General features: G+C 38.0%; 12 protein-coding genes. 3 read left to right on the top strand and 9 right to left on the bottom strand.

Translation table 11 applies throughout. The features are described from left to right. Positions 1–29: 29 nt before the first annotated feature. The 3 genes from FW778_RS15790 to FW778_RS15780 all read right to left on the bottom strand — a co-directional run bounded on the left by FW778_RS15790 (position 30) and on the right by FW778_RS15780 (position 3958). On the bottom strand, positions 30–2174 hold the full coding sequence (locus tag FW778_RS15790) for a glucoamylase family protein (protein ID WP_202552287.1): 2145 nt from the start codon (positions 2172–2174) through the stop codon (positions 30–32). A 6-nt stretch (positions 2175–2180) separates the two neighbouring features. After that, positions 2181–3527 (bottom strand): glucoamylase family protein, encoded by a 1347-nt coding sequence (locus tag FW778_RS15785; RefSeq protein ID WP_150415765.1) that lies wholly within the window; start codon positions 3525–3527, stop codon positions 2181–2183. A gap of 164 nt (positions 3528–3691) precedes the next feature. Then, positions 3692–3958 carry a hypothetical protein gene (locus tag FW778_RS15780; protein WP_150415764.1) on the bottom strand — a complete coding sequence of 89 codons (267 nt, stop codon included), beginning with the start codon at positions 3956–3958 and terminating at the stop codon, positions 3692–3694. Between the two features lie 307 nt (positions 3959–4265). On the opposite strand from FW778_RS15780, the gene FW778_RS15775 reads away from it, so the two are divergent. After that, positions 4266–4685, top strand: coding sequence for a gamma-glutamylcyclotransferase family protein (locus tag FW778_RS15775; protein WP_150415763.1), 420 nt, complete (start codon positions 4266–4268; stop codon positions 4683–4685). Between the two features lie 87 nt (positions 4686–4772). Beyond that, on the top strand, positions 4773–6305 hold the full coding sequence (locus FW778_RS15770; RefSeq protein WP_150415762.1) for a peptide ligase PGM1-related protein: 1533 nt from the start codon (positions 4773–4775) through the stop codon (positions 6303–6305). A 233-nt stretch (positions 6306–6538) separates the two neighbouring features. Here the strand turns inward: FW778_RS15770 and FW778_RS15765 are convergent, their stop codons facing one another. The 3 genes from FW778_RS15765 to FW778_RS15755 form a co-directional block, all read right to left on the bottom strand. Beyond that, positions 6539–7198 carry a hypothetical protein gene (locus FW778_RS15765; protein ID WP_150415761.1) on the bottom strand — a complete coding sequence of 220 codons (660 nt, stop codon included), beginning with the start codon at positions 7196–7198 and terminating at the stop codon, positions 6539–6541. A 200-nt stretch (positions 7199–7398) separates the two neighbouring features. Next, the gene (locus FW778_RS15760) at positions 7399–9105 is read right to left on the bottom strand and encodes a glucoamylase family protein (protein WP_150415760.1); all 1707 of its coding nucleotides are present in this window, start codon (positions 9103–9105) and stop codon (positions 7399–7401) included. Positions 9106–9107: 2 nt separating this feature from the next. Continuing rightward, positions 9108–12410: a VCBS repeat-containing protein gene (locus FW778_RS15755; protein ID WP_202552286.1), complete on the bottom strand. Its 3303-nt coding sequence runs from the start codon at positions 12408–12410 to the stop codon at positions 9108–9110. A 132-nt stretch (positions 12411–12542) separates the two neighbouring features. Between FW778_RS15755 and FW778_RS15750 the strand changes: the two genes are divergently transcribed. Next, on the top strand, positions 12543–13805 hold the full coding sequence (locus FW778_RS15750; protein WP_150415758.1) for a multiheme c-type cytochrome: 1263 nt from the start codon (positions 12543–12545) through the stop codon (positions 13803–13805). A gap of 218 nt (positions 13806–14023) precedes the next feature. Here FW778_RS15750 and FW778_RS15745 read toward each other — a convergent pair whose 3' ends face one another. From FW778_RS15745 to FW778_RS15735, 3 genes are read right to left on the bottom strand one after another with little or no spacing between them, the layout of a single operon-like run. Further along, positions 14024–14938, bottom strand: coding sequence for a LamG domain-containing protein (locus FW778_RS15745; protein WP_150415757.1), 915 nt, complete (start codon positions 14936–14938; stop codon positions 14024–14026). 56 nt (positions 14939–14994) lie between these two features. Continuing rightward, a complete protein-coding gene (locus FW778_RS15740) occupies positions 14995–16569 on the bottom strand; it encodes a RagB/SusD family nutrient uptake outer membrane protein (protein ID WP_150415756.1) in 1575 nt (524 codons plus the stop codon). Positions 16570–16589: 20 nt separating this feature from the next. Beyond that, positions 16590–19751, bottom strand: a complete 3162-nt coding sequence (locus FW778_RS15735; protein WP_150415755.1) for a SusC/RagA family TonB-linked outer membrane protein — start codon at positions 19749–19751, stop codon at positions 16590–16592. Positions 19752–20132 lie beyond the last annotated feature (381 nt).

Raw genomic sequence — 20132 nt, 5'->3', positions numbered from 1 at the left:
CCAGACTTAAAGGTCTGCGAAATTTGATACTATTTTTCTGATTCCATTTTCAATTTTTCCAATCCATTTTTAATATCAATATCACTCATGAATAATTTCCAGATTAATCCACTTCTGTAATTTTCTATCATTACAACCATAGTTGCCTGGTTCAATCCCATATAAATATCGGAACACCAGTTTTCGGTAAGATTAAAAGCATCACGAAAACCATATTCCCCCCACAAAAAATTTCCATACTTGTGGTAATAATTTTTTAAAGCTTTCATCGATTGAACAGGTGTATAAGGGAACGAACTAACGGCACCCGTAGGTGCAATTTTCCCATCATCTCTTCCGGCTACAGGTTCATTAGCAGAATAATGATAAGGCCCGTCACTGGCAGTTAATCCCCAGCAACTATCACCATAACCTTTATAATTATTGGGATTCTTTACGCAATAGCGATAGTTGATTAAGGCAATATTTTTATTGTTTGTAAAGTAGTTAGTGTATTTATCGGTTATTAAATGTGGATCATAACCCATATAAGAATAATGTGTAAAAAAAAGAGGGCCGCCATCAGAAACTCCCACAGATAATTTAATTCCAAAATAAGTGTTGCCATTTGTGTACATAGAACCATCCCTTGTTCCGCCCCAATTTTTCCTGTATTGTTGACCGGTGCTATCCTGGTTGGCCCATCCACTATAATAAAGGATTGCGGGAACACTGTGTGTTGGTGAGGCAATAGCCAATAAATAAGTAACCATGGTTTCATTCCATCCGGTTAAACGATGATTAATGATCCATGCCTTATCGGGCGACCAATGCCAATATAAATACTTACTGTCGGGATAACGCCTGTACCAATCCCATTCAATGTTATGCCAGATGGTTGTTATTTTTTCTCGTATCGCTTTTTCATCAGTATCATCTTTATTGAAATATGCTTTGGCAGCTAACAATCCCTGCATTAGAAAAGATGTCTCCACCAAATCTCCGCCATCATCCCTGGTGCCAAAAAAAGGTTCTACTTTACCCGTTGGTCCATCCATGAAATGAGGAAATGCTCCATGAAATTTTTCGGCATTCTCAAGAAAAGAAGTAATCTTTAAGAACCGCTCTACTGATTGTTTACGGTTAATAAATTTTCTTTCAGTACCAACAATCAAAGCCATAATACCAAAGCCAGATGCACCTGCAGCAATCATATTGGTGCGACCTGGTATATTTTCTTTTGCCATGCCACTTACTTTTTCAGCGCCTTCCCAATAGTAGCGGAAGCATGCCTTCTGTACCATCGTAAGCAATTCATCGTCAGTCATGGCTTTGGTTGCTGCAGACATAATATTTGAAAACGCTGTTTCCTTATATTGATAATTAAGAAAAGATATTTTATAACTGTATCGCTTACCCGTAATTCCTGTAAAATTCGAATAACGATTCATTAATGGCAATTGTATTCCAACAGGAATAAACGTCTTGCCATCTTCTGAACGATAAATCTTTATAAATTTTACATGTTCATCATTAAACGGTTTCCACGAAATGTCCACATGTTTCGCATAGCCCTCACAGCCAAGGATTTGGGGCTTAGCTGTAACCGGTAAATCTATGGCTGCAGGCAAAAATTCAATATCATCTAAATAAATTGTATGTCTATTTCCATCATCGCCGTTTTGTGAAAACTGAACGCCTATAACATCTTCAGGAATCTTAAAATTTTTATAAGATGATTCAACAGGGATATAAATAGAAGACCATTGATTTACAAAATCTGTTGCAAAAGTTATTTTTTGAGAAAGAGAACTGTCTTTGAAGATGAGATAGACCTGAGGGAGTTCTTCCTGTAAACCCGGAGTGGTACAATAAATACGAAATGAGAAAAATTTAACAGGCTTAAAATGATCCTGTCCACGCAAATTATCTTTGAAAATACTTGCTTTCCAGTTTCCGTTTTTACCATTCACGTATTGAAGTTGTAATGAATTGCCGGGAGTATTAAATATTTTTTCGTTTACTGCTAACCGATAGTTGATATTTTTTATAAAGGATGGCGATTGAAAAAAAGCCTTGCTGAAAAAATAATTACCGGTCATACGGCTGTTGGTAAACAAAGTATAATCATATAAATGTTCCTGCGAATAAACAGTAGAAGACAATAATAGAAAACATGCAAACAATTTTTTCATTAATTTCTATTTTATATATGGACTTTCAAAACCCAACTTCTTTAATCCCTGTTGTATTTCAGCAATATTCATAAATAGCTTCCATAATAATCCTGTTCTATAATTTTCAATCATTACAACTATAGGGCCTTCATCAATAGCCAAATAAGATTTTGCGTACCAGTTTTTAGATTCACTGAATGCATCAACAAATCCATATTGACCCCATATCTTATCGCCGAGATCAAAATAGAAATGTCTTAATGCCTGCATGGAATATCCAGGTGTATAAGGAAAAGAAGATAATGCGGCTGTGGGCGATATTACACCCAAATCATTGGTAGGCGAATGCGCAGAATAACCCACATAACTGTCACTTGCAGTAAGTCCCCAGCAATCTGCACCATATCCTTTATAATGTTTTGGATTGTCAACACAATACGCGTGGTTAATTAAAGTATGATTTTGATTTTGTTCCCAGTAATCGGCATACTTGTCTTTTAAGCCATGGGGATCAAGGCCTAAAAAAGAATAATGTGCAAAGAAAAGAGGTCCACCATAATCGAAACCTAACGGCAACGTATAGACGTAAAATTTTTTGCCGTTATGAAAATTATTGTTTACCGCCCATCCATGATTATAAACATCTGGTTCAATGGAATGTTCCGGTGATGATGCGGCAAGAATGTAGGTAATCAAACATTCGTTCCATCCTCTTATCTCCGCATTCATGGCCCATCCGTTATTGGGACTCCAGTGCCAATACAATACACTGATTCCCCCCCGTGTTTGCCAGTTATAGTCCACATCGTTCCACATCCAGGTAATGCGTTGTCTCAATTGTTTTTCTTCAGGATTATCTTTATTGAAATATTCGCGGGCACATAGCAATCCCTCCATGAGATAAGAAGTTTCCACAACATCGCCGCCATCATCTTTTGAGCTGAATGGAATTGTTTTACCGGTTTCGCCATTTAACCAATGGGGAAATATGCCATGGTATTTATTGGCTTTAGAAAGAAACTTCACCAACTTTAATAACCGGCGCACTGCTGTATCTCGTGTAATCCAGTTACGGTTAACAGCCACAATAATTGCCATGACACCAAAGCCGGTGCCACCGGTTGCTGCTAATTCCGGCCCATAGTCCGTAACATTACTTCGCTCCCGCGCCATACCGCTAAAAGGGTCTGCAAAATCCCAGAAATATTTAAAGGTTTGCTTTTGAACCAGATCGAGCAAAGCAGAATCCGTGAGGTTATGTTGTATCGAAGTTTTTTCCGGGGAAGTAGTGTTACTCACCTTTGTTTTTTGCTGAGCCACACAAACATTGGTGAAAAATGAAACGGATAAAAGCAACAGGTATCTCTTCATATCAGGACAATAATTATTGCCGCTAAAGATAATGGAAAATAAGGCTTTTGATGCAATTATATGGCTGAATCGCTGGAGTTAACCAAGGTTAAATATTTTAACATCGCTATGTAAAAAATGATAAGAATCAGATGATGTTTATACACGGGTTTGATGTGAAAAATCTACGGATTGAAACTGTGATAATTTTCAACATTTAATTTCTCTCTTCCATTTCTAAAATAATCAAAGTCGTCATAAAACTTTTCTTCGAAAGTATAGGGAGAAGGTTCTCCATTTTTAAGAATAACATAGGCCATATATAAAATAACAAAAGGTGAAAACGCAAACATCCCAAAAATAATCTGATCTGAAATTCCTGTAAATATTGCAGCCTGGAAGGCCAGGGCATACAGCGAGGCAATTGCTATTACAAACCATACTTTTTTCATAAAGGTGTTTTTACAATATAAAGGTGCAATTACTGTAGCGCAATTATGTTGCCAGATAAGATGGAACAAAAATTTCTCTTGTTTTTATCCCTGCTAATTCTTGTTAATTCTGACTTAATTAAAGCAGATATTTATTACGAATTTCTGCATAATAGACGTTTGCCAGGACTTACCATTTCGTTATGACTTCAATCATTCGCCCCGTTGCTTTTTATCATAATATTGTTCACTAGCCTGGTTTAGATTTACGGTATTAATACATATTTCATTTAATCCTTCCACAAGAAAATGATTAAATTTTTTTAGCATGGAATCTGCACTGTCTAAACAGCTTTTTGTGTATAGCTCGCTTCGAAAGGGCTTTCACCAGCATACCCATGATTATGTAAGTCATTTTTTCAGTTTTGTAAGCCCTGCAAAAGTTAAAGGGACGGTGAGCAATGTAAATGGAGAATTATTGGCAAGCCCCGGTGATGGCGAGTCTTTCATAGAGGGAGAACTATTTAAGCTGAATGATGAGCATGATTTTTCATACGTATTTGGCCAACTGGACGATTATGAAGGATTAATTGTGGAGCAAGGAGAACAACCGCTATACCGGCGGGAATTAATAAAAGTATATATAGATGGTGAAGCAGATACAAATGCCTGGATATATTGGTACAATGGTGAAGTGCTTGATACACCTACTATTGCCGCCGGTAATATTGGTGAATTTCCTACTTAAAAAAACTTCTGAACACTGCAACGCGTATAATGGCTTATTTATGAATTGCTTTCGGCATTTAAAAGAACTCTAAAGAAACAACAACAAATGCAAGCCTGTTCAGATGAAATAATTGAATTCAAAAAATTACAACAACGATTTCCCGATCAATTTAAATCTGTTTTCCCGGATAGAATGGCAGCGAAAACTGTGGTTATAATCCCAAGTCTTTCGCTGGACCAGGAAATATTAGCCAAAATTGACGGCATTATTCATTATGAAGAACGATTGCTTTGCCTGCTGATGTTGTTGCGCATGCCAAACACTCATGTAATTTATGTAACCAGTATTCCTGTCCACAATATAATAATGGATTATTATTTACACTTGCTGCCCGGTATAACGGGCTACCATGCACGCCAACGATTAAAAACACTTAGTTGCTTCGATGCATCGGCTAAATCTCTTACGCAAAAAATATTGGAGCGCCCGCGGTTAATAGAACGCATCAGGAAAAGTATTCCGCCGGATCATGTGGCACATATTGCTTGTTTTAACGTAACGGAAGCAGAGCGTTCTCTTGCGGTACAACTTCATATGCCCATCTACGGTTGCGATCCCGATCTTAATTATCTTGGAACAAAAAGTTTCAGCCGGAAAATATTTAAGGAATGTAATGTCGGTACGCCGCCCGGTTTTGAGGATTGCAATAATGAAGAAGATATTATAGAAGCTCTATTCAAACTTAAATTGATGTTACCGGGGCTTAACAGGGCCGTAATAAAACTTAATGATGGTTTTTCAGGAGATGGAAACGCGGTTTTTTCTTATGAAGGTTCACCCGGAAAGGAATATTTAAAATTGTGGATAGCCGAAGTACTTCGGCAACGATTGCAAATGGTTGCACATGATTTAGTATATGAAAGTTATTTAAAAAAATTCACAGAAGCAGGTGGTATTGTTGAAGTATTTATTGAGGGTGAACAAAAAGTATTTCCTTCGGTTCAATGTCGCATTACGCCTTTAGGTGAAACAGAAGTTATTTCTACCCATGACCAGGTCATCGGGGGCGAAAGCGGACATGTATTTTTAGGAGCACATTTTCCTGCGGGAAAAGAATATGCAGTGGCCATTGCCGAATTAGGAAAAAAAATTGCAGATAAATTAAAAAGCTATGGTGTGCTTGGAAGATTTTCAATTGACTTTATTTCAGTAAAGGAAAACAATGAATGGAAACATTATGCATTAGAAATAAACTTACGTAAGGGGGGCACAACTCATCCTTATCTAATGCTGCAGTATTTAACCGACGGTACATATGATGCATCAAAAGCAATATATCTAACGGCAAGCGCACAAACGCGGTATTATTTTTTTTCGGATAACCTGCAAAGCGAATATTATAAAGGCCTCACCCCGCATGACCTTATAGAAATAACAACTGCAAATGACCTTCTATACGACGGCAGTATACAGCAAGGGGTTATGTTTCACATGATAGGTGCTTTGTCGCAATATGGAAAACTGGGTATTTTGTGCATTGGCGCCACACCAGCTATTACAATGCACCTATTTAATAAAACTGTAGAGGTACTGAATAAAGAAAAGCATAATAAACGAGTCTGTTGTACCTCCTCTTAAAATTTGCAAATAGAATAAAAAAAACAAATGAAAGAATGAAAGCTATAAAATTTACAAATTTGGCAGTCTTCCTCTTATTATTCGGAATAGCTTTAATAGAAGCGTTTCAAAATAAAAATTGGATGGAAGCCATTTTATTTCTTGCATTAGGGATAATTTCTCTTTGGGCAGACCTGCGAAAAAATCGATAAGGCGTAAACTGAACGTCCGCAACATTATTTTTATATGGATAGTTATTTATTACTTTTTTCGATGCGAATCGTTTGCAAATAATATTTTGCGTCATCAATAAAGTTTTCTGTAAGCGAATCCTTTTTCTTGCTGAGTAATTCAAAATCAAAATCAACGGTACCTCTTTTTATCGTAGTGGTTGATAATAATTTTTTTGAATATGCTGAAATAGCGGAGTCATACTTATCAATTACGATAACGGAAAAATACCGGTCGCCGATTTTTTCAATCGTGTCCCATTTTATCGTGCGCAGAGTTGGATCGTGGGTTATGTAAAATTTTTTATGATCGTGAAAGGAAATGATAAAATCCTTATTATCGGTTTTATCGCTGTCGTCCGGTGAAATATAAGGGTTATGAACGATTGTAAATTGCTCTATAGAATCATTTAATGGTTTGTAGTGAAACCCGGTTTCCATATATACCGGTAAAGTTTTTGGTTGAAACCTATATTTTCTTTTTTCACAGGGTGCGCCGCAATCAGAGTAATGTATCCACGTAAATGAAGTGTCGTAGCGGGCAGGCAACGAAAGTGAAACAACACCAAGGCCTCCTTCTAACTTAACTACCTGTGTATTTGAAATTTCCGGCGGCGAAGTATTAATCTCAGAAACATTACAGGCAGCCAGAAATAAAAACAGGAAAAATAAAAGATGTCTCATACAAATCAAGGTAATATTACGTTTGTTTTAAGATGACAGATCGATTGCTTTTGCCTGGTCAAAGTAAATAAATTTTATCCAATGATATTTATATAACAGGGAGGGTTACACGTAACATTATTATCATTTTTTATTCAGGGGGAATCTGTTTATAATCAGACCTCACAGGTTTTAAAAACCTGTGAGGTCTGCTCAATTATTCACAACTTCGGACTCTGAAATCCCAACTGTTTCATTCCTCTTTTTATTTCGGGGCAACTCATAAATAAATTCCAAAGCAAATTACTGCGGTAATTTTCTATCATCACAATTTCAGGTCCCTGGTCAATCGCTAAAAATGAATTGGCAAACCAAAGGTCTTTGAGATTGAATGCATCAACAAACCCATATTGACTCCATATTTTATCCCCCAACGTATAATAGAAAAATTTTAATGCATTCATAGATTGAACAGGAGTATACGGCAATGATGAAATGGCCGCGGAAGGCGTAATGACCCCATCATCATTATCCGGGGCATGCGCTTTGTATCCGGAGATATTATCATCACTCGCTGTAAGCCCCCAGGTTGTTGAACTGTAGCCAAAAAAATTATTTGGATTGGCAACACAATAATTATAGTTGATCAAACTATGGTTTGTATTCTGGGTAAAATAATCTGCATAAGCATCGGTAAGATCATGCGGGTTTATTCCCAGGAAAGAATAGTGGGAAAAGAATAAAGGCCCTCCAAGATTAGGGCCAAGTGGTAACTGCACTCCATAATATGTGTTGCCGTTTTTAATCCCACCATTCAAAGCCCAACCATTATCATACACTGCTCGTGGAATGGAATCAGTATTGGAAGATGCAGCCAATGCATATACAATCAATGCTTCATCCCATCCTCTTATTGGCATATTAATTTGAAAATTATAATTTGGGCTCCAATGCCAATACAGAACATTCTGCGAATTCTGGCGAAACCAACTCCATTCAACGCCATTCCATAATGTGTTAATATTTGTCCGCAGTGAAACTTCATCGGCAGCCACCGTGTTAAAATACTGGCGTGCACATAACAATCCCTGCATGAGCAATGAAGTTTCAACTAAATCACCACCATCATCAAATTGGCTGAAGGGGACTGTAGCACCGGTAGCACCGTTTATCCAGTGAGAAAATGCACCATGATAACGTGTACAATTATTTTTCAAAAAATTTACTATTGTATTAATTCTTTGTAAGCCTTCTGCCCTTGTAATAAATCCCCTGCTGATACCAACGATAATACTCATCACTCCAAAGCCTGTACCACCCGTAGTTACAACATCACCTGAAGTATTTCGTTCTCTCGCCATACCGGAAGTTGGATGACCAAAGTCCCAAAAATATTTAAACGTTTGTCGTTGTGCTAAGTCAAGTAAAGCATCATCACTTATCCTTGCAAACTTATCGGTTGAATCAATTTGAGTTACAAAATTTGCGGTTGCAGTGGTCTTTAAACTGCCGCCGGCTTTTGATTTCAATCCCGTTGAAACGGTTATAAGGTACTTTGAAAGATATTTTAAAGAAGCTGATGGCTGTATTACTACAACACTATCTCCATTTGAATAGTTTGTATTAAAAGAAACAGAACTGCCACTTGTTTCAGCAAAAGAAAAACTATTACCTACCGATGCATGATCAATGGGCGCTGAAAAAGAAAATTTAATTACCGGAGTTGTATTAATATTATAGTCCAAAGAAGTTTCCTGTTTTCCATCTACCATAATCAATGTGGAACTAAACGAAGAAGGAGGCGGTGGTTCAACGGGTATTTTATCAGCGGCTTTTTTTCCGCAACTTGTTGATATAATAGACAGAGTAATAAATATGCCTAAAAGAGTGTTACATTTTATTTTTTCCACTGAAGTAGTATATTTCATGGTTATTTTTTACCGGCAAGAAAAATAATCGAATTATTATTCCTCGCTATCATCATTACATTACCATACTTAGCCGTTCGCAGCCATTTGATATCCCGGACCTGTCCCTTAATATCGGCTAAATTTTGCTGGGGTATATAATTAAACGAATCTTTCTTATTAAATGTAAAAAGAGCCGCCGGCTGCGCATCGTACCTTCCTTCATACGGAATTACGTCAAAGAAATTACCACCGGATATATAGCTGTTTTCATTAAAAGGGTTCTCCATATTTTTTTGAAAAGAAAATATCGGGGCCAGTTGTAATGTAGCGGGTAAATCATTAATAGTGAAATTTCCTTTACCATCATTATAGAAAACTGCCGAGCCCAGCCTTTCTGCCATTATAGGTTTTACCGTATCAATCCATCCATAAAAAACATCCTTCATAGGCACGCCGGCATAATCAGCATATAACAGGTAATGTTTCTTTAAAAGTGGTAAAGGTCTTTCAACTTCATCTTTTGCTAAAAAAGGGTACTCCACACCGTTAGAAGTGTAAGACATCAACTGGCTTACGCGACCGCTTGCATCATATACTCCCACATACAACCGGAGAGGTCCATCTTTACCACTCCAGAATTTATTATTCCATCCCCAGTTGCCCGCCAGGATATCCGGGTTACCGTCTCCATTTATGTCATTTATAAAGACTGTTTGCCACAAGCCGGTAGAAGTGGGGACAATTGTTTTTCCAAATTTTCCGTGATTGTTTATAAAGATTGTCATGGGCATCCATTCGCCTGTTACAACCAAATCTACCCATCCATCTTTGTTTACATCAGCAAATGCTGCAGATGTAACTACCCCGATGTTGGAAAGCTGAATAGTACTTTCGTTGGCTACCGCAAAATTGCCTTTCCCGTCGTTTATTAATAGGTAAGATGTTTGAGGTATACCGTAAGCATGAGCGTCAGCAAGGGTGCCCACAAATAAATCCATATCACCATCATGATCCACATCCGCAACTGTTACACACGATTTATTTTGAAATATTTCCGGTATGGAATTAATCGATTTTGTAAAATTTCCTTTGCCGTCATTAAAATACAACCTATCCAATAAATAATTATTATTACCTGCATATTCATTACCACCGCTTACAATATACAAATCAGGGTATCCGTCGTCGTTAGCATCAAAAAAGAGCGCATCTACATCTTCGCAACCTGCATCTTTATTAAATACAGCAGTATCGGCAGCAGCAAATGAGCCATTCTTTTGCTGAATCATTAACGTACCTGCCTGCCCTTTTGCTCCGCAGGCATAAAAATCATCCAGCCCGTCGCCATTCACATCCCCAACCGCTATTTTAGGTCCTCGCGTTGATTCTTCATGCGGAATTAAATATTGCACATTAAAATCATTGAAATTGTCTTCCCGGTGTTTCCAGCTTACATTTATCGAATCGCTTATATCAGTAAAGTAGGCTGGAGCAGGTTTAAAATAAGATGAATAATTAAACGTGCCTGTGGCGGCTTTCTGATAAAAAGTTATTTGCCTGTTAGCATGTATGTTTTTTACTACCTGGTATTTTTGATTGGGCCATATAACCAATATGCTATCAATTATTGATGATGAATCTAATCCGAAATGCAATCGTGTATCTGAAGAAGATTGAAAGCCGCGTGTAAGCATCAATTGCTCGTATTGCAATTTCCGCTTTTGAAAAAGGTATGCCTTGCAGCCAATACCAAATGTATTCATGTCATTGCCTTTAAAGGCAATTGAAATGTAGTTTTCCTTTGGAGCATTATTTTTTAGTATTACGGCGGGTGCGTTCAAAGCATTAATTACAAGATCAAGATTCCCATCATTATCCAGGTCCGCATAGGCTGCACCGTTATAATAGCCTTTCATTTGGCCGGTGCCCCAATCATTACTTACATCTTTAAACGATAACTTTCCATCTCCTTTATATAAGAAAGGATGAGAACTTCCGTCAGGCATTTTCTCCAATGCCATATCATCGTATTTATCCGAACTGTTTAATGCTTTGTGTATGTAAAGGTTCGAAATAAAATTTACGTAATCCAGGTCCACCGGGCGTTTTACAATGCCGCTCGATATAAACAGGTCTTTATTGCCATCATTATCAAAATCAGCAAAAAGAGGACCCCAACTCCAATCGGTAGCAGCCACACCACTTAATAAAGAGGTCTCGCTAAAGCTGGTTCCGTCACCATTATTTCGTTGTAAACAATTTTTTGAGTATTGATATTGAAACCCGTTGTTCATCAATTTTAATTTATAGATATCAGGATTCTCATCGCTGCCATAAGTCTTTAGCACCTTTTCATCCTGCGGCAGCATATCAACAGTTATTACATCCAGTTGCCCGTCGTTATTATAATCAGCAATGTCGTTGCCCATACTAAACCTGCTGTAATGATTAAAATGTTTAGCGCCACTTTCTGTAAAGGTTCCGTTGCCATTATTTACATAATAATAATCGTTTTCATGAAAATCGTTTCCGATATAAATATCGTCCCATCCATCATTATTTAAATCGCCAATGGAAATACCGAGGCCATACCCAAGACTACTTTGATAAATACCAGCCTGGGCACTTACGTCAGTAAATTTTTTTAGCGGTGTATTTAAATCATTACGATAAAAACGATCGCCTGAATATTGATCAAATTTTCTCCTGTTGCTTGTATCAACAATATTCTGGTTTGGCTGATGCGACTGGTTAAGCATATAACAATCGAGGTCACCATCATGATCATAATCAAAAAAAGCAACCTGGGTAGTGAAGCCGGAAAAATCCAATCCATATTGGGCCGAGCTTTCTGTAAAAGTATTATTGCCGTTATTGATAAAAAGCATGTTGTGCCCTTTTAATCCATGATGGTTGGCAACAACACTCACGTAAATATCCAGCAATCCATCACCGTTAATGTCTACCATCGTTGAACCGCTGCACCAGTCCGCGGTGCCTGCTACACCCGCCCTGTCAGTAATATCTTCAAATTCAAAATTACCCTTGTTCAAATACAACTTGTTATGGCCATAACTATTAGCCGTAAAATATATGTCAGGCAATCCATCGTTATTAATATCGCCTATTGAAACTCCGCCGCCATTGTAGTAATATAAATAATACAGGATGCCAAAAAGATCGCGTTTCTCCAGATTGTTTGCAAAGTCAATTTTCGTTGTTGTGGCAGGCAAACTATCGAATAAGTTTTTGTGCCTGTTACAGGAAGTTGATATCAAAATAAATAAAAGAAAACTAAGAGCAGCCAGCCTTTTTGAAGGCATAATTGAGAAGTTTATTAGTAGTAATTTTATGGTGTAAATATACAGGTTATTTGCATGCATAATTCTGCTTTTGGAGCGTGGATTATTAAAGATTAGCTTGCAACTTTTACATTGATAATCGCATAAATTTTCATGAAAGCTTTTATAAACTTCAGGCGATCAGTAGTTGTATTGCTTCTTATTTTTTCCTGCTTCGTCCTCCTTATTCAATGTATTAATAATGGGAAAAAAAATAATGATATCGCGAAGAAGAATGCTGCAACATCTTACCAGCGAAAAGTAAATTTTAAACAGTTTGCGGGCGAAGCCACGTGTATTAAGTGCCATAAAAATATTTATGAAAGTTTTATTCATACGAGTCATTTTTTAACGTCTCAACCGGCTTTAGAAAAGTATATAAAAGGCAGTTTTGAAAAGGGAAGAAATATATTTCCCTTTAACGACCACCTTTACGTAAGCATGGAAAAAAGAGATAGTGGTTTGTTCCAGGTTGCCTGGCAACGTGGTGTAGAAAAAATTGCAAAGCGATTTGACATCGTTACGGGTTCTGGCGCTAAAGGTCAAACTTATTTATCCTGGTATAAGAACGAGCTTTTTCAACTGCCGATTTCTTTTTTGACGGCTGCCAATGAATGGGCTAATAGCCCCGGCTATGATCCCGGAAAAGTCGTTTATAACCGCCCTGTTACATCACGTTGCCTTGAATGCCACAGTACTTATTTTAATGTTACTTCGCCTCCAGGTAAAGAGCCTGAAGAATATGATCACAATGAAATTTTATATGGCGTACAATGCGAAAAATGCCATGGCCCGTCTGCGAAGCACGTGGAATACCAAACGCAAAATCCCAAAGATCAGGTAGGAAGATATATTATTAATCCATCGAAGTTTTCGAGGCAGCAAAGTCTTGACTTATGTGGCTTGTGCCATGGAGGAAGGTTGCAAAAAACAACACCATCTTTTGAATTTATTGCGGGTGATACACTCTCCAAATATTTTGTACCAAGTACCGCGGGACCCACAACGAAAGAAATTGATGTTCATGGTAACCAACTTGGCTTAATGAAAGAAAGTAAATGTTTCAGGCTGAGTACCACCATGACTTGCATTACCTGTCATAATACGCATGAAAACGAAAGGGTCCAAACTGAATTATTTTCGCAGCGTTGCATGACGTGCCATAATAAAGAACACGGAACTTTTTGCAAGATTGATCCGGCAACAGTTTCATCCATCAAATCAAATTGTATTGATTGCCACATGCCCAAACAACCATCCATGTCAGTCGCTCTTTTGCTTCCCGGCCATATCGAGCCGACTGCCGCTTTGATACATACACACCTGATAAAAGTTTACCCGGAAGAAACAAAACGATTTATGCAAAAACATAAATGACTTAGGGTTGGAGAAACGAAATACAAAGTGTTATTCGATTGTGTAAGCATTCCTAATTTCATACGCTGCGCATACTCTAATTATCCAATTGGTAAGCATTCTCGAGGCCTCTCAATTGAGTTCTTATCTTTTCATTCACGGAATAAAGTTCCATTCAGCCAATAAAAAAAGAGAGCTTCAAATAATTGCAGCTCTCTTTTTGCAAAAGTTTTTAAGAGTTATTGTTTCGATGTATAAAGATCGTTTATTTCAGCAGCGCTCATCGCTTTATTGTAAAGATGAAATTGATCTATAGCGCCGTTAAATGACTGAGCCCAACTTTCCGGGCCATGATTGGTCAAACTGGGTTTGGTCTGGAAAGCATAACTTCCAATTACCATGCCGGTAACATTATTAAATTTTATTTTTCCGTAGTTTCCAGCATCCAGTATTTTATTATTAACTGCCGTCACAGCACCATCTTTATACAAATTGAAAGCGGATGTAGAAGCATCGTAAGTTAAAGCAATATGAGTCCATTTATTTAATACATTCTTCAGTTTAGTATTATCATCCGCAATCCATTGTTCCGAGTTAGCAGCATCATTTGCGTTGAACATATGTATTTTCAGCCATACTGCATTAGGATCAGCCGCATCTTTGTAGTTTTCTAAGAATATTTCAAGATTTCCCCAAAATTGAGTGCTTTCAGATATTGCGAATATACCCTGAGCGCCTGTCTGTATCGGCCCACCGCCTGCGACATCACCTAACCCATTTATCCAAAAAGCCAAAGTAAAACTTCCCAAATTTTTGATGGTGTCCACAGGAATATTTACGAATCCATTTACGTCGGTATTTGTATCTTTCAGCGGAAAAACAAGATATCCCAATGACCCAATCTTTAAAGCTTGTCCCTTTATTCCCGCCACATAAGAAACATTTGAAGAAGTGGAAGTTAATTTGTTTTCACCATCATCGGTAGTATTGTTTTCGAATGAAAACGAGCTTTTTAGAGGATTATATGGAGGAGTTGGAGGATCCTTTGGATAATTTCCCAAGGCAGGCCTGGTTAGTTTCTGGCAACTCGTTATTATAATACATAATGTCAAAATCAACGTAGTGATCCTGAAAAATTTATTTTTAAAATTCATGGTTAATATTTTATAGTATACACTAAATTAAACTAGGCAAACAACAGATGTATTAATTAATAATCAGGATTCTGCACTAAAACTCCCCCTGATAAATCGATGGCCGGTTGAGGAATTGGATATAAAGCATTTCGAGGCTGGTAACCTAATGATCCCAATACAGCCTGAGCGTCGCCCCATCTCACCAAATCATAAAAACGGTAACCTTCCATAGCAAATTCCCACCTTCGTTCATTTTTAATAGCTGTACGCATCTGCGATTGGCTGGCAAAGGCTATATGAGGCAATACTGTATTATCCCCTCCCCTTGCTCTTGCCCTTACCTCTTCGAGTCTTGCTTCAGCGGTGGCGCCATCCCCTAATTCATTAGAAGCTTCCGCAAGTAATAATAACACATCAGCATAGCGGATAATTCTATGATTTATCCAGTCAGCACCGTGAGGCGAGCCTGTAAATTGCCGCATTTGAGGGTCAGAATATACTTTTTTGTTCCAATATTTTCTTGGTATCGAATCGCCTTTTTCGCTTGGCCCATATGGAGGAACTGTAGCTCCGTAGCCGCCTTCAGCGGGCCCTCCATCAGACTGTCCCGAAAAAAGGATAGTTTTATTCTTTCGTGGATCGGTGGGATCCCATGCATCCACGAGGTGCTGGGTTGGTGTATTCCAGCCCCAGCCCAAATTCCACGGATGTCCGGCATCATCTTTTCTCACATTTTGACTGGTCGCCCATGCACTACCAAAGTTATTGGTTCCATTGGCACCGATGGTGGCCTGCATTTCAAATATCGATTCGTGGCCGTTTTTTCCTGCCCCATTCAAACCGTCTTTCCAGATATCCTGAAAGTCAGGAATTAGTGAGTATTGCCCTGATTGAGTTACCTCAAGGCAATATTTTTTAACTGAATCCCATTTATTTGGACTTAAAGACAATGGCCTGAATGCAAACGACTGAGCCCATAATGATTTTGCAGCCCCGCTGGTTACCCGGCCAGGATACCTATTAGTGCCTGCTACTTCCCAGTTTAAAGGAAGATATTGAGAAGCGATATTCAAATCAGAGTCAATTTGTGCATAGATATCAGCAATCGGAGCTTTAGGCTTAATATTGTCAGCGGCATTTGCAGAATAAAAATTTAGCAATGGCACCGGGCCGTAAGCTTTAACCAATTCAAAAAAGGAATATGCACGAAAGAAGCGGGCCTCTCCTACATTTCTAAGAGACGCCGCGTCAGTCAACTTTAATGAATCTGCATCATGCAGTATTTTGTTGGTTAGACCTATCATATAAAAGTGATCATTCCAATAAGTATCGGTAGCCCAGTCATCTTTTGTGTATTGAAACGTCTCAAATTCGGTGTTGATCTCGGCTCCGTCAGAAAGATTACTGCCTTTTTCAGCGTCGTCGTCCCGAATACTGTTAAAATCGAGCCACGGTAAAGTAGAAAAACCGGCAGAGCCGCGTAAGGTACTATATAATCCAAAAACCTGGGTTTCTAGACCTCCCTGGTGTAGATCATCAAAGGTTGCGGTCAACGGTTTGCGATCAAGAAATTTCTTGCAACCAGAAACCATTAAAAGCGTTGGTGCCCCGATGAGCAAAAATAAACTCGCGTATTTTATTTTTTTCATAAAGAAGTAGTATTAATAATTTAAAACGTTACATTTAATCCAAAGGTTGTCACGATTGGTATAGCCCCGCCCGCTGCGTCATATCCAAAAGCAGTTGCATTGCCACCAAATTCCGCGGTGTAGCCCAAATTATTTTTCCATGTTTTTGGATTCTGTGTATTTACGAATAAGCGTAGATTCTTTAATTTCAATTTTGATATCAGATCACCAGGGAAATTGTAACCCAATTGAATATTTCGTATTCTAAAATAACTTCCGTCTTCAATATTATATGTTGAGCCAATATAATTGCTTCTGTCAGCCTGGCTCAAAAGAGGATCCCAATTGGAAGTTCCTGGTCCGTGCCAGCGATTTATTTTAAATTCAGGATAATTAACTCGTTGGAAGGGTGATTCTAAAGATCCCCAAACCCTATAAATCTCGTTGCCATAAACTCCACCCACATCAACACTGAGGTTAAATCCTTTGTAGTTCAATGTTATGTTTCCTCCATACGTAAAATCGGGAGTAGGATTCCCTATAAAAGTTCTGTCCTTTGAATCAATTACATTATCGCCATTCAAATCTTTAAACATCAGGTCGCCCGGCCTGATGATATTACCGCCAAGATTGGCCTGGCTGGGCGATTTGTTAATCTGTGCCTGGGTTTGAAAAACACCAGTGACAACATAACCATAAAAAGAACCTATCGGATGGCCAGGTTCAGTTCTACTTATGGCTTCGCCGTTATTTTCCCTAACTACCTGTAATACCCCCGTTGGTATATCAGGACTTAAACTCAGCACTTTATTTTTAAGGAAGGTGATATTACCCCCAACGCTAACTGTAAAATCCTTATTTATATTTTGATTCCATGTGGCAGAAAATTCTTCACCCCAGTTTTTAATACTTCCGCCGTTAATTAATTCATTAGGTTGACCAACTGTCGACCTGTCAACATAAGTCATTAAATCTTTTGTTTTCTTATTAAAATAATTGCCTTCAAAATGCAAACGATTTTGAAATGCGCTCAGTTCAATACCTACTTCCTGGGCCTCTATTGTTTCCCATTTCAGATTGGGATTCGCAACATAAGCAGGTGTAGACGCGGCATAAATATTTGTTCCAAATACAGCATTTACACCCGTATTAAGGTTGGGATAAAAAGGATAATTAATAGGAGTACCATCTAAATAAGATGCACTTTGATTTCCCAAAACACCTATTGAACCCTTAAGTTTTAAATTGTCAAATATGTGTTGATTGGACATAAAATTCTCTTTTGAAAGTTCCCAAGCTCCCCCCAATGCCCAGAATTGCTGATTACGGTTTTTGGTAGGAATTTGAGAAGATGCATCATTACGTAATGAGGCATTCAGGAAATATTTTCCCTTGTAATTATATAATATCCTTCCTAAACCAGAAGCAGTAGTATATTCATTTTGCGCAGAGTATGTCTTACCGGGGTCAATGGTCGGATCAACAACGCCAAATCCTGAGTTAACATACCAAAACCTTGGGTCATTCGGAATGGGTAAATCTGTTGCAGTAGTGCCTTGTTTCACTAACACCTTTCTGTCAAAATTGCCGAAATAATATGTTGTAAAACCAGCAGTCACTGTTAGATTATGATCTCCAAAACTTTTCTTGAATGTGAGAATATGGTCGCCTTGAAATTTGCGGTAAGTATTATCGTCTTCATGTAAACTTGTAGTAAATGTATAACCAAAGGGAACATTAGTTACGGGGTTATAAGCGTCATATAGAGGGCTATAATTCCTCGTATTAATATTACTCATATCCGCATAAAAGGTCGATCTGAAAGTAAAGTATTTTAGGAAGTTTACTTCACCATACACACTTCCTACTGTTCTGTATTCAATACCAATCGTTTTATTCCAGGTATTTTCCAGTTCAAGTAGTGGATTTACGATACCAGCACTTTGCAGGGCGCCAATTACATCTGAATAAAGGTTAACATTCATACTATCGGTGCCGTAAGGATTTTGCACGCGAAATGGTTTTGTTCCGCCTGGCACAAGGGGTATTAACTTTCTCGCCTCATCCAAAATGGAGGTGGCGTCATAAGGATTGTGCTGTCTTGAGCCATTAAGGTTAATACCTACTTTTATAGATTTATTTAATTTCACTTCATCACTAAAATTAAATTGCATCCTTTCCAGTTGCTCGTGTTTTATAAGACCCTCGTCATGAGTGTAGCCTAATCCCAGGTAAAATTTATTTTTTTCAGTACTTCCCGAAATACTTAAATTACTGGTAGAGGTGTTTGCGGTCCTTATTACAGCATTTATCCAATCAGTGTTAGCAGTAAGGCTTGGATCAATTGGGTTTGAAATAGTATTATTGGCGTTCTCTTCATCAAAAAGCGTTTTAAATTGAGAAGCGTTTGCCATTTTTATTTTATCCGTTAAAGTCTTAAAGCCGTAAAAAGTATTAAAATTGACTACAGTTTGTCCTGCTTTGGCTCTTTTAGTGGTTATCGCTATAACTCCCGTAGCACCTTTAACACCGAAGATTGCCAGCGAGGAAGGATCTTTTAAAACTTCGATGGACTCAATATCATAAGGATTTATGTAATCAATATTATCTTCAAAAACGCCATCTACAACATAAAGAGGATGCACTTGTCCTATACTCACGGTACCCCTTATTCGAATATCAGGTGCTGCACCTGGCGTCCCATTATTAACTACAGAAAGTCCTGCAACTTTGCTTTGCAATGAAGCTATCGGATTTGTATTTGGCTTATCAGCAACTTCCTTTCCTGATACTGTTACAATTGAACCAGTCAGATCCCGCTTGCTGGCCGTTCCATAACCAATCACCACAACCTGCTCCAGTTCCTTTGCAGCTGCACCTACAAGGGTTACCGAAATATTAGACCGGCCGCTTAGAGCAATGGTCTGCGTTTCGTATCCCAAAGATGACACCACCAGGGATGCATTTGGATTTGTAACACTTAAAGAGAAATTACCGCCGGCATCAGTTGCTGTTCCGGTTTTTTCGCCTTTTTGTTGAACGGAGACACCTTCTATCGGCGCTCCATCGCTACCCGTTATTTTACCCGTAACAGTTTTTGCTTGTGCAAAAACGAGTGAAGGGATAAATGACGCAGTCAGGAAAATAAGAGATAAAAAATAAGTTGAAATTTTTTTACCCTGGTGAAAGGTCTTGATACTCATAATTTGCAATCAATAAAGTGGTTAAAAATTAATTCTCGTTTACATACGAGGAGGACAATATGTATAAAGGACACATAAAAGTAGGATTTTGATGCATACTATTAACATTTTCTTAGAAAATATTTTTTTATCCAAAGGCAATGATATTTTATCTGGGTAGATATTTAAAGACTGTCAACTCACCAAGAGAGGGTTTCTTTAGAATTGAAAATGCTTTCAAAAAGCTTCGCCAGAAAACCATATGAATTTTAAAAAATGGATTGTAATCTTGTAACAGTATTCAATGATTATCTTGTAACTCACTTTTTAAAAATAGCCCCAAAACTGTCTAGGATCCTTTTGAACGATAACATGTTTTTTTTCAAACACATCTGATACGGT

This window comes from Ginsengibacter hankyongi (assembly GCF_008710285.1).
GTDB classification, from domain to species: Bacteria; Bacteroidota; Bacteroidia; order Chitinophagales; family Chitinophagaceae; genus Ginsengibacter; species Ginsengibacter hankyongi.
The sequence above is the reverse complement of the archived record's forward strand: the minus strand, read 5'-3'. Positions and strand labels throughout refer to the sequence as shown.

What these genes read in the sequence shown, in the direction of transcription:
- FW778_RS15790 (WP_202552287.1), bottom strand. Translation starts at nt 2,174, where the DNA reads ATGAAAAAATTGTTTGCATGTTTTCTATTATTGTCTTCTACTGTTTAT.
- FW778_RS15785 (WP_150415765.1), bottom strand. Translation starts at nt 3,527, where the DNA reads ATGAAGAGATACCTGTTGCTTTTATCCGTTTCATTTTTCACCAATGTT.
- FW778_RS15780 (WP_150415764.1), bottom strand. Translation starts at nt 3,958, where the DNA reads ATGAAAAAAGTATGGTTTGTAATAGCAATTGCCTCGCTGTATGCCCTG.
- FW778_RS15775 (WP_150415763.1), top strand. Translation starts at nt 4,266, where the DNA reads ATGGAATCTGCACTGTCTAAACAGCTTTTTGTGTATAGCTCGCTTCGA.
- FW778_RS15770 (WP_150415762.1), top strand. Translation starts at nt 4,773, where the DNA reads ATGCAAGCCTGTTCAGATGAAATAATTGAATTCAAAAAATTACAACAA.
- FW778_RS15765 (WP_150415761.1), bottom strand. Translation starts at nt 7,198, where the DNA reads ATGAGACATCTTTTATTTTTCCTGTTTTTATTTCTGGCTGCCTGTAAT.
- FW778_RS15760 (WP_150415760.1), bottom strand. Translation starts at nt 9,105, where the DNA reads ATGAAATATACTACTTCAGTGGAAAAAATAAAATGTAACACTCTTTTA.
- FW778_RS15755 (WP_202552286.1), bottom strand. Translation starts at nt 12,410, where the DNA reads ATGCCTTCAAAAAGGCTGGCTGCTCTTAGTTTTCTTTTATTTATTTTG.
- FW778_RS15750 (WP_150415758.1), top strand. Translation starts at nt 12,543, where the DNA reads ATGAAAGCTTTTATAAACTTCAGGCGATCAGTAGTTGTATTGCTTCTT.
- FW778_RS15745 (WP_150415757.1), bottom strand. Translation starts at nt 14,938, where the DNA reads ATGAATTTTAAAAATAAATTTTTCAGGATCACTACGTTGATTTTGACA.
- FW778_RS15740 (WP_150415756.1), bottom strand. Translation starts at nt 16,569, where the DNA reads ATGAAAAAAATAAAATACGCGAGTTTATTTTTGCTCATCGGGGCACCA.
- FW778_RS15735 (WP_150415755.1), bottom strand. Translation starts at nt 19,751, where the DNA reads ATGAGTATCAAGACCTTTCACCAGGGTAAAAAAATTTCAACTTATTTT.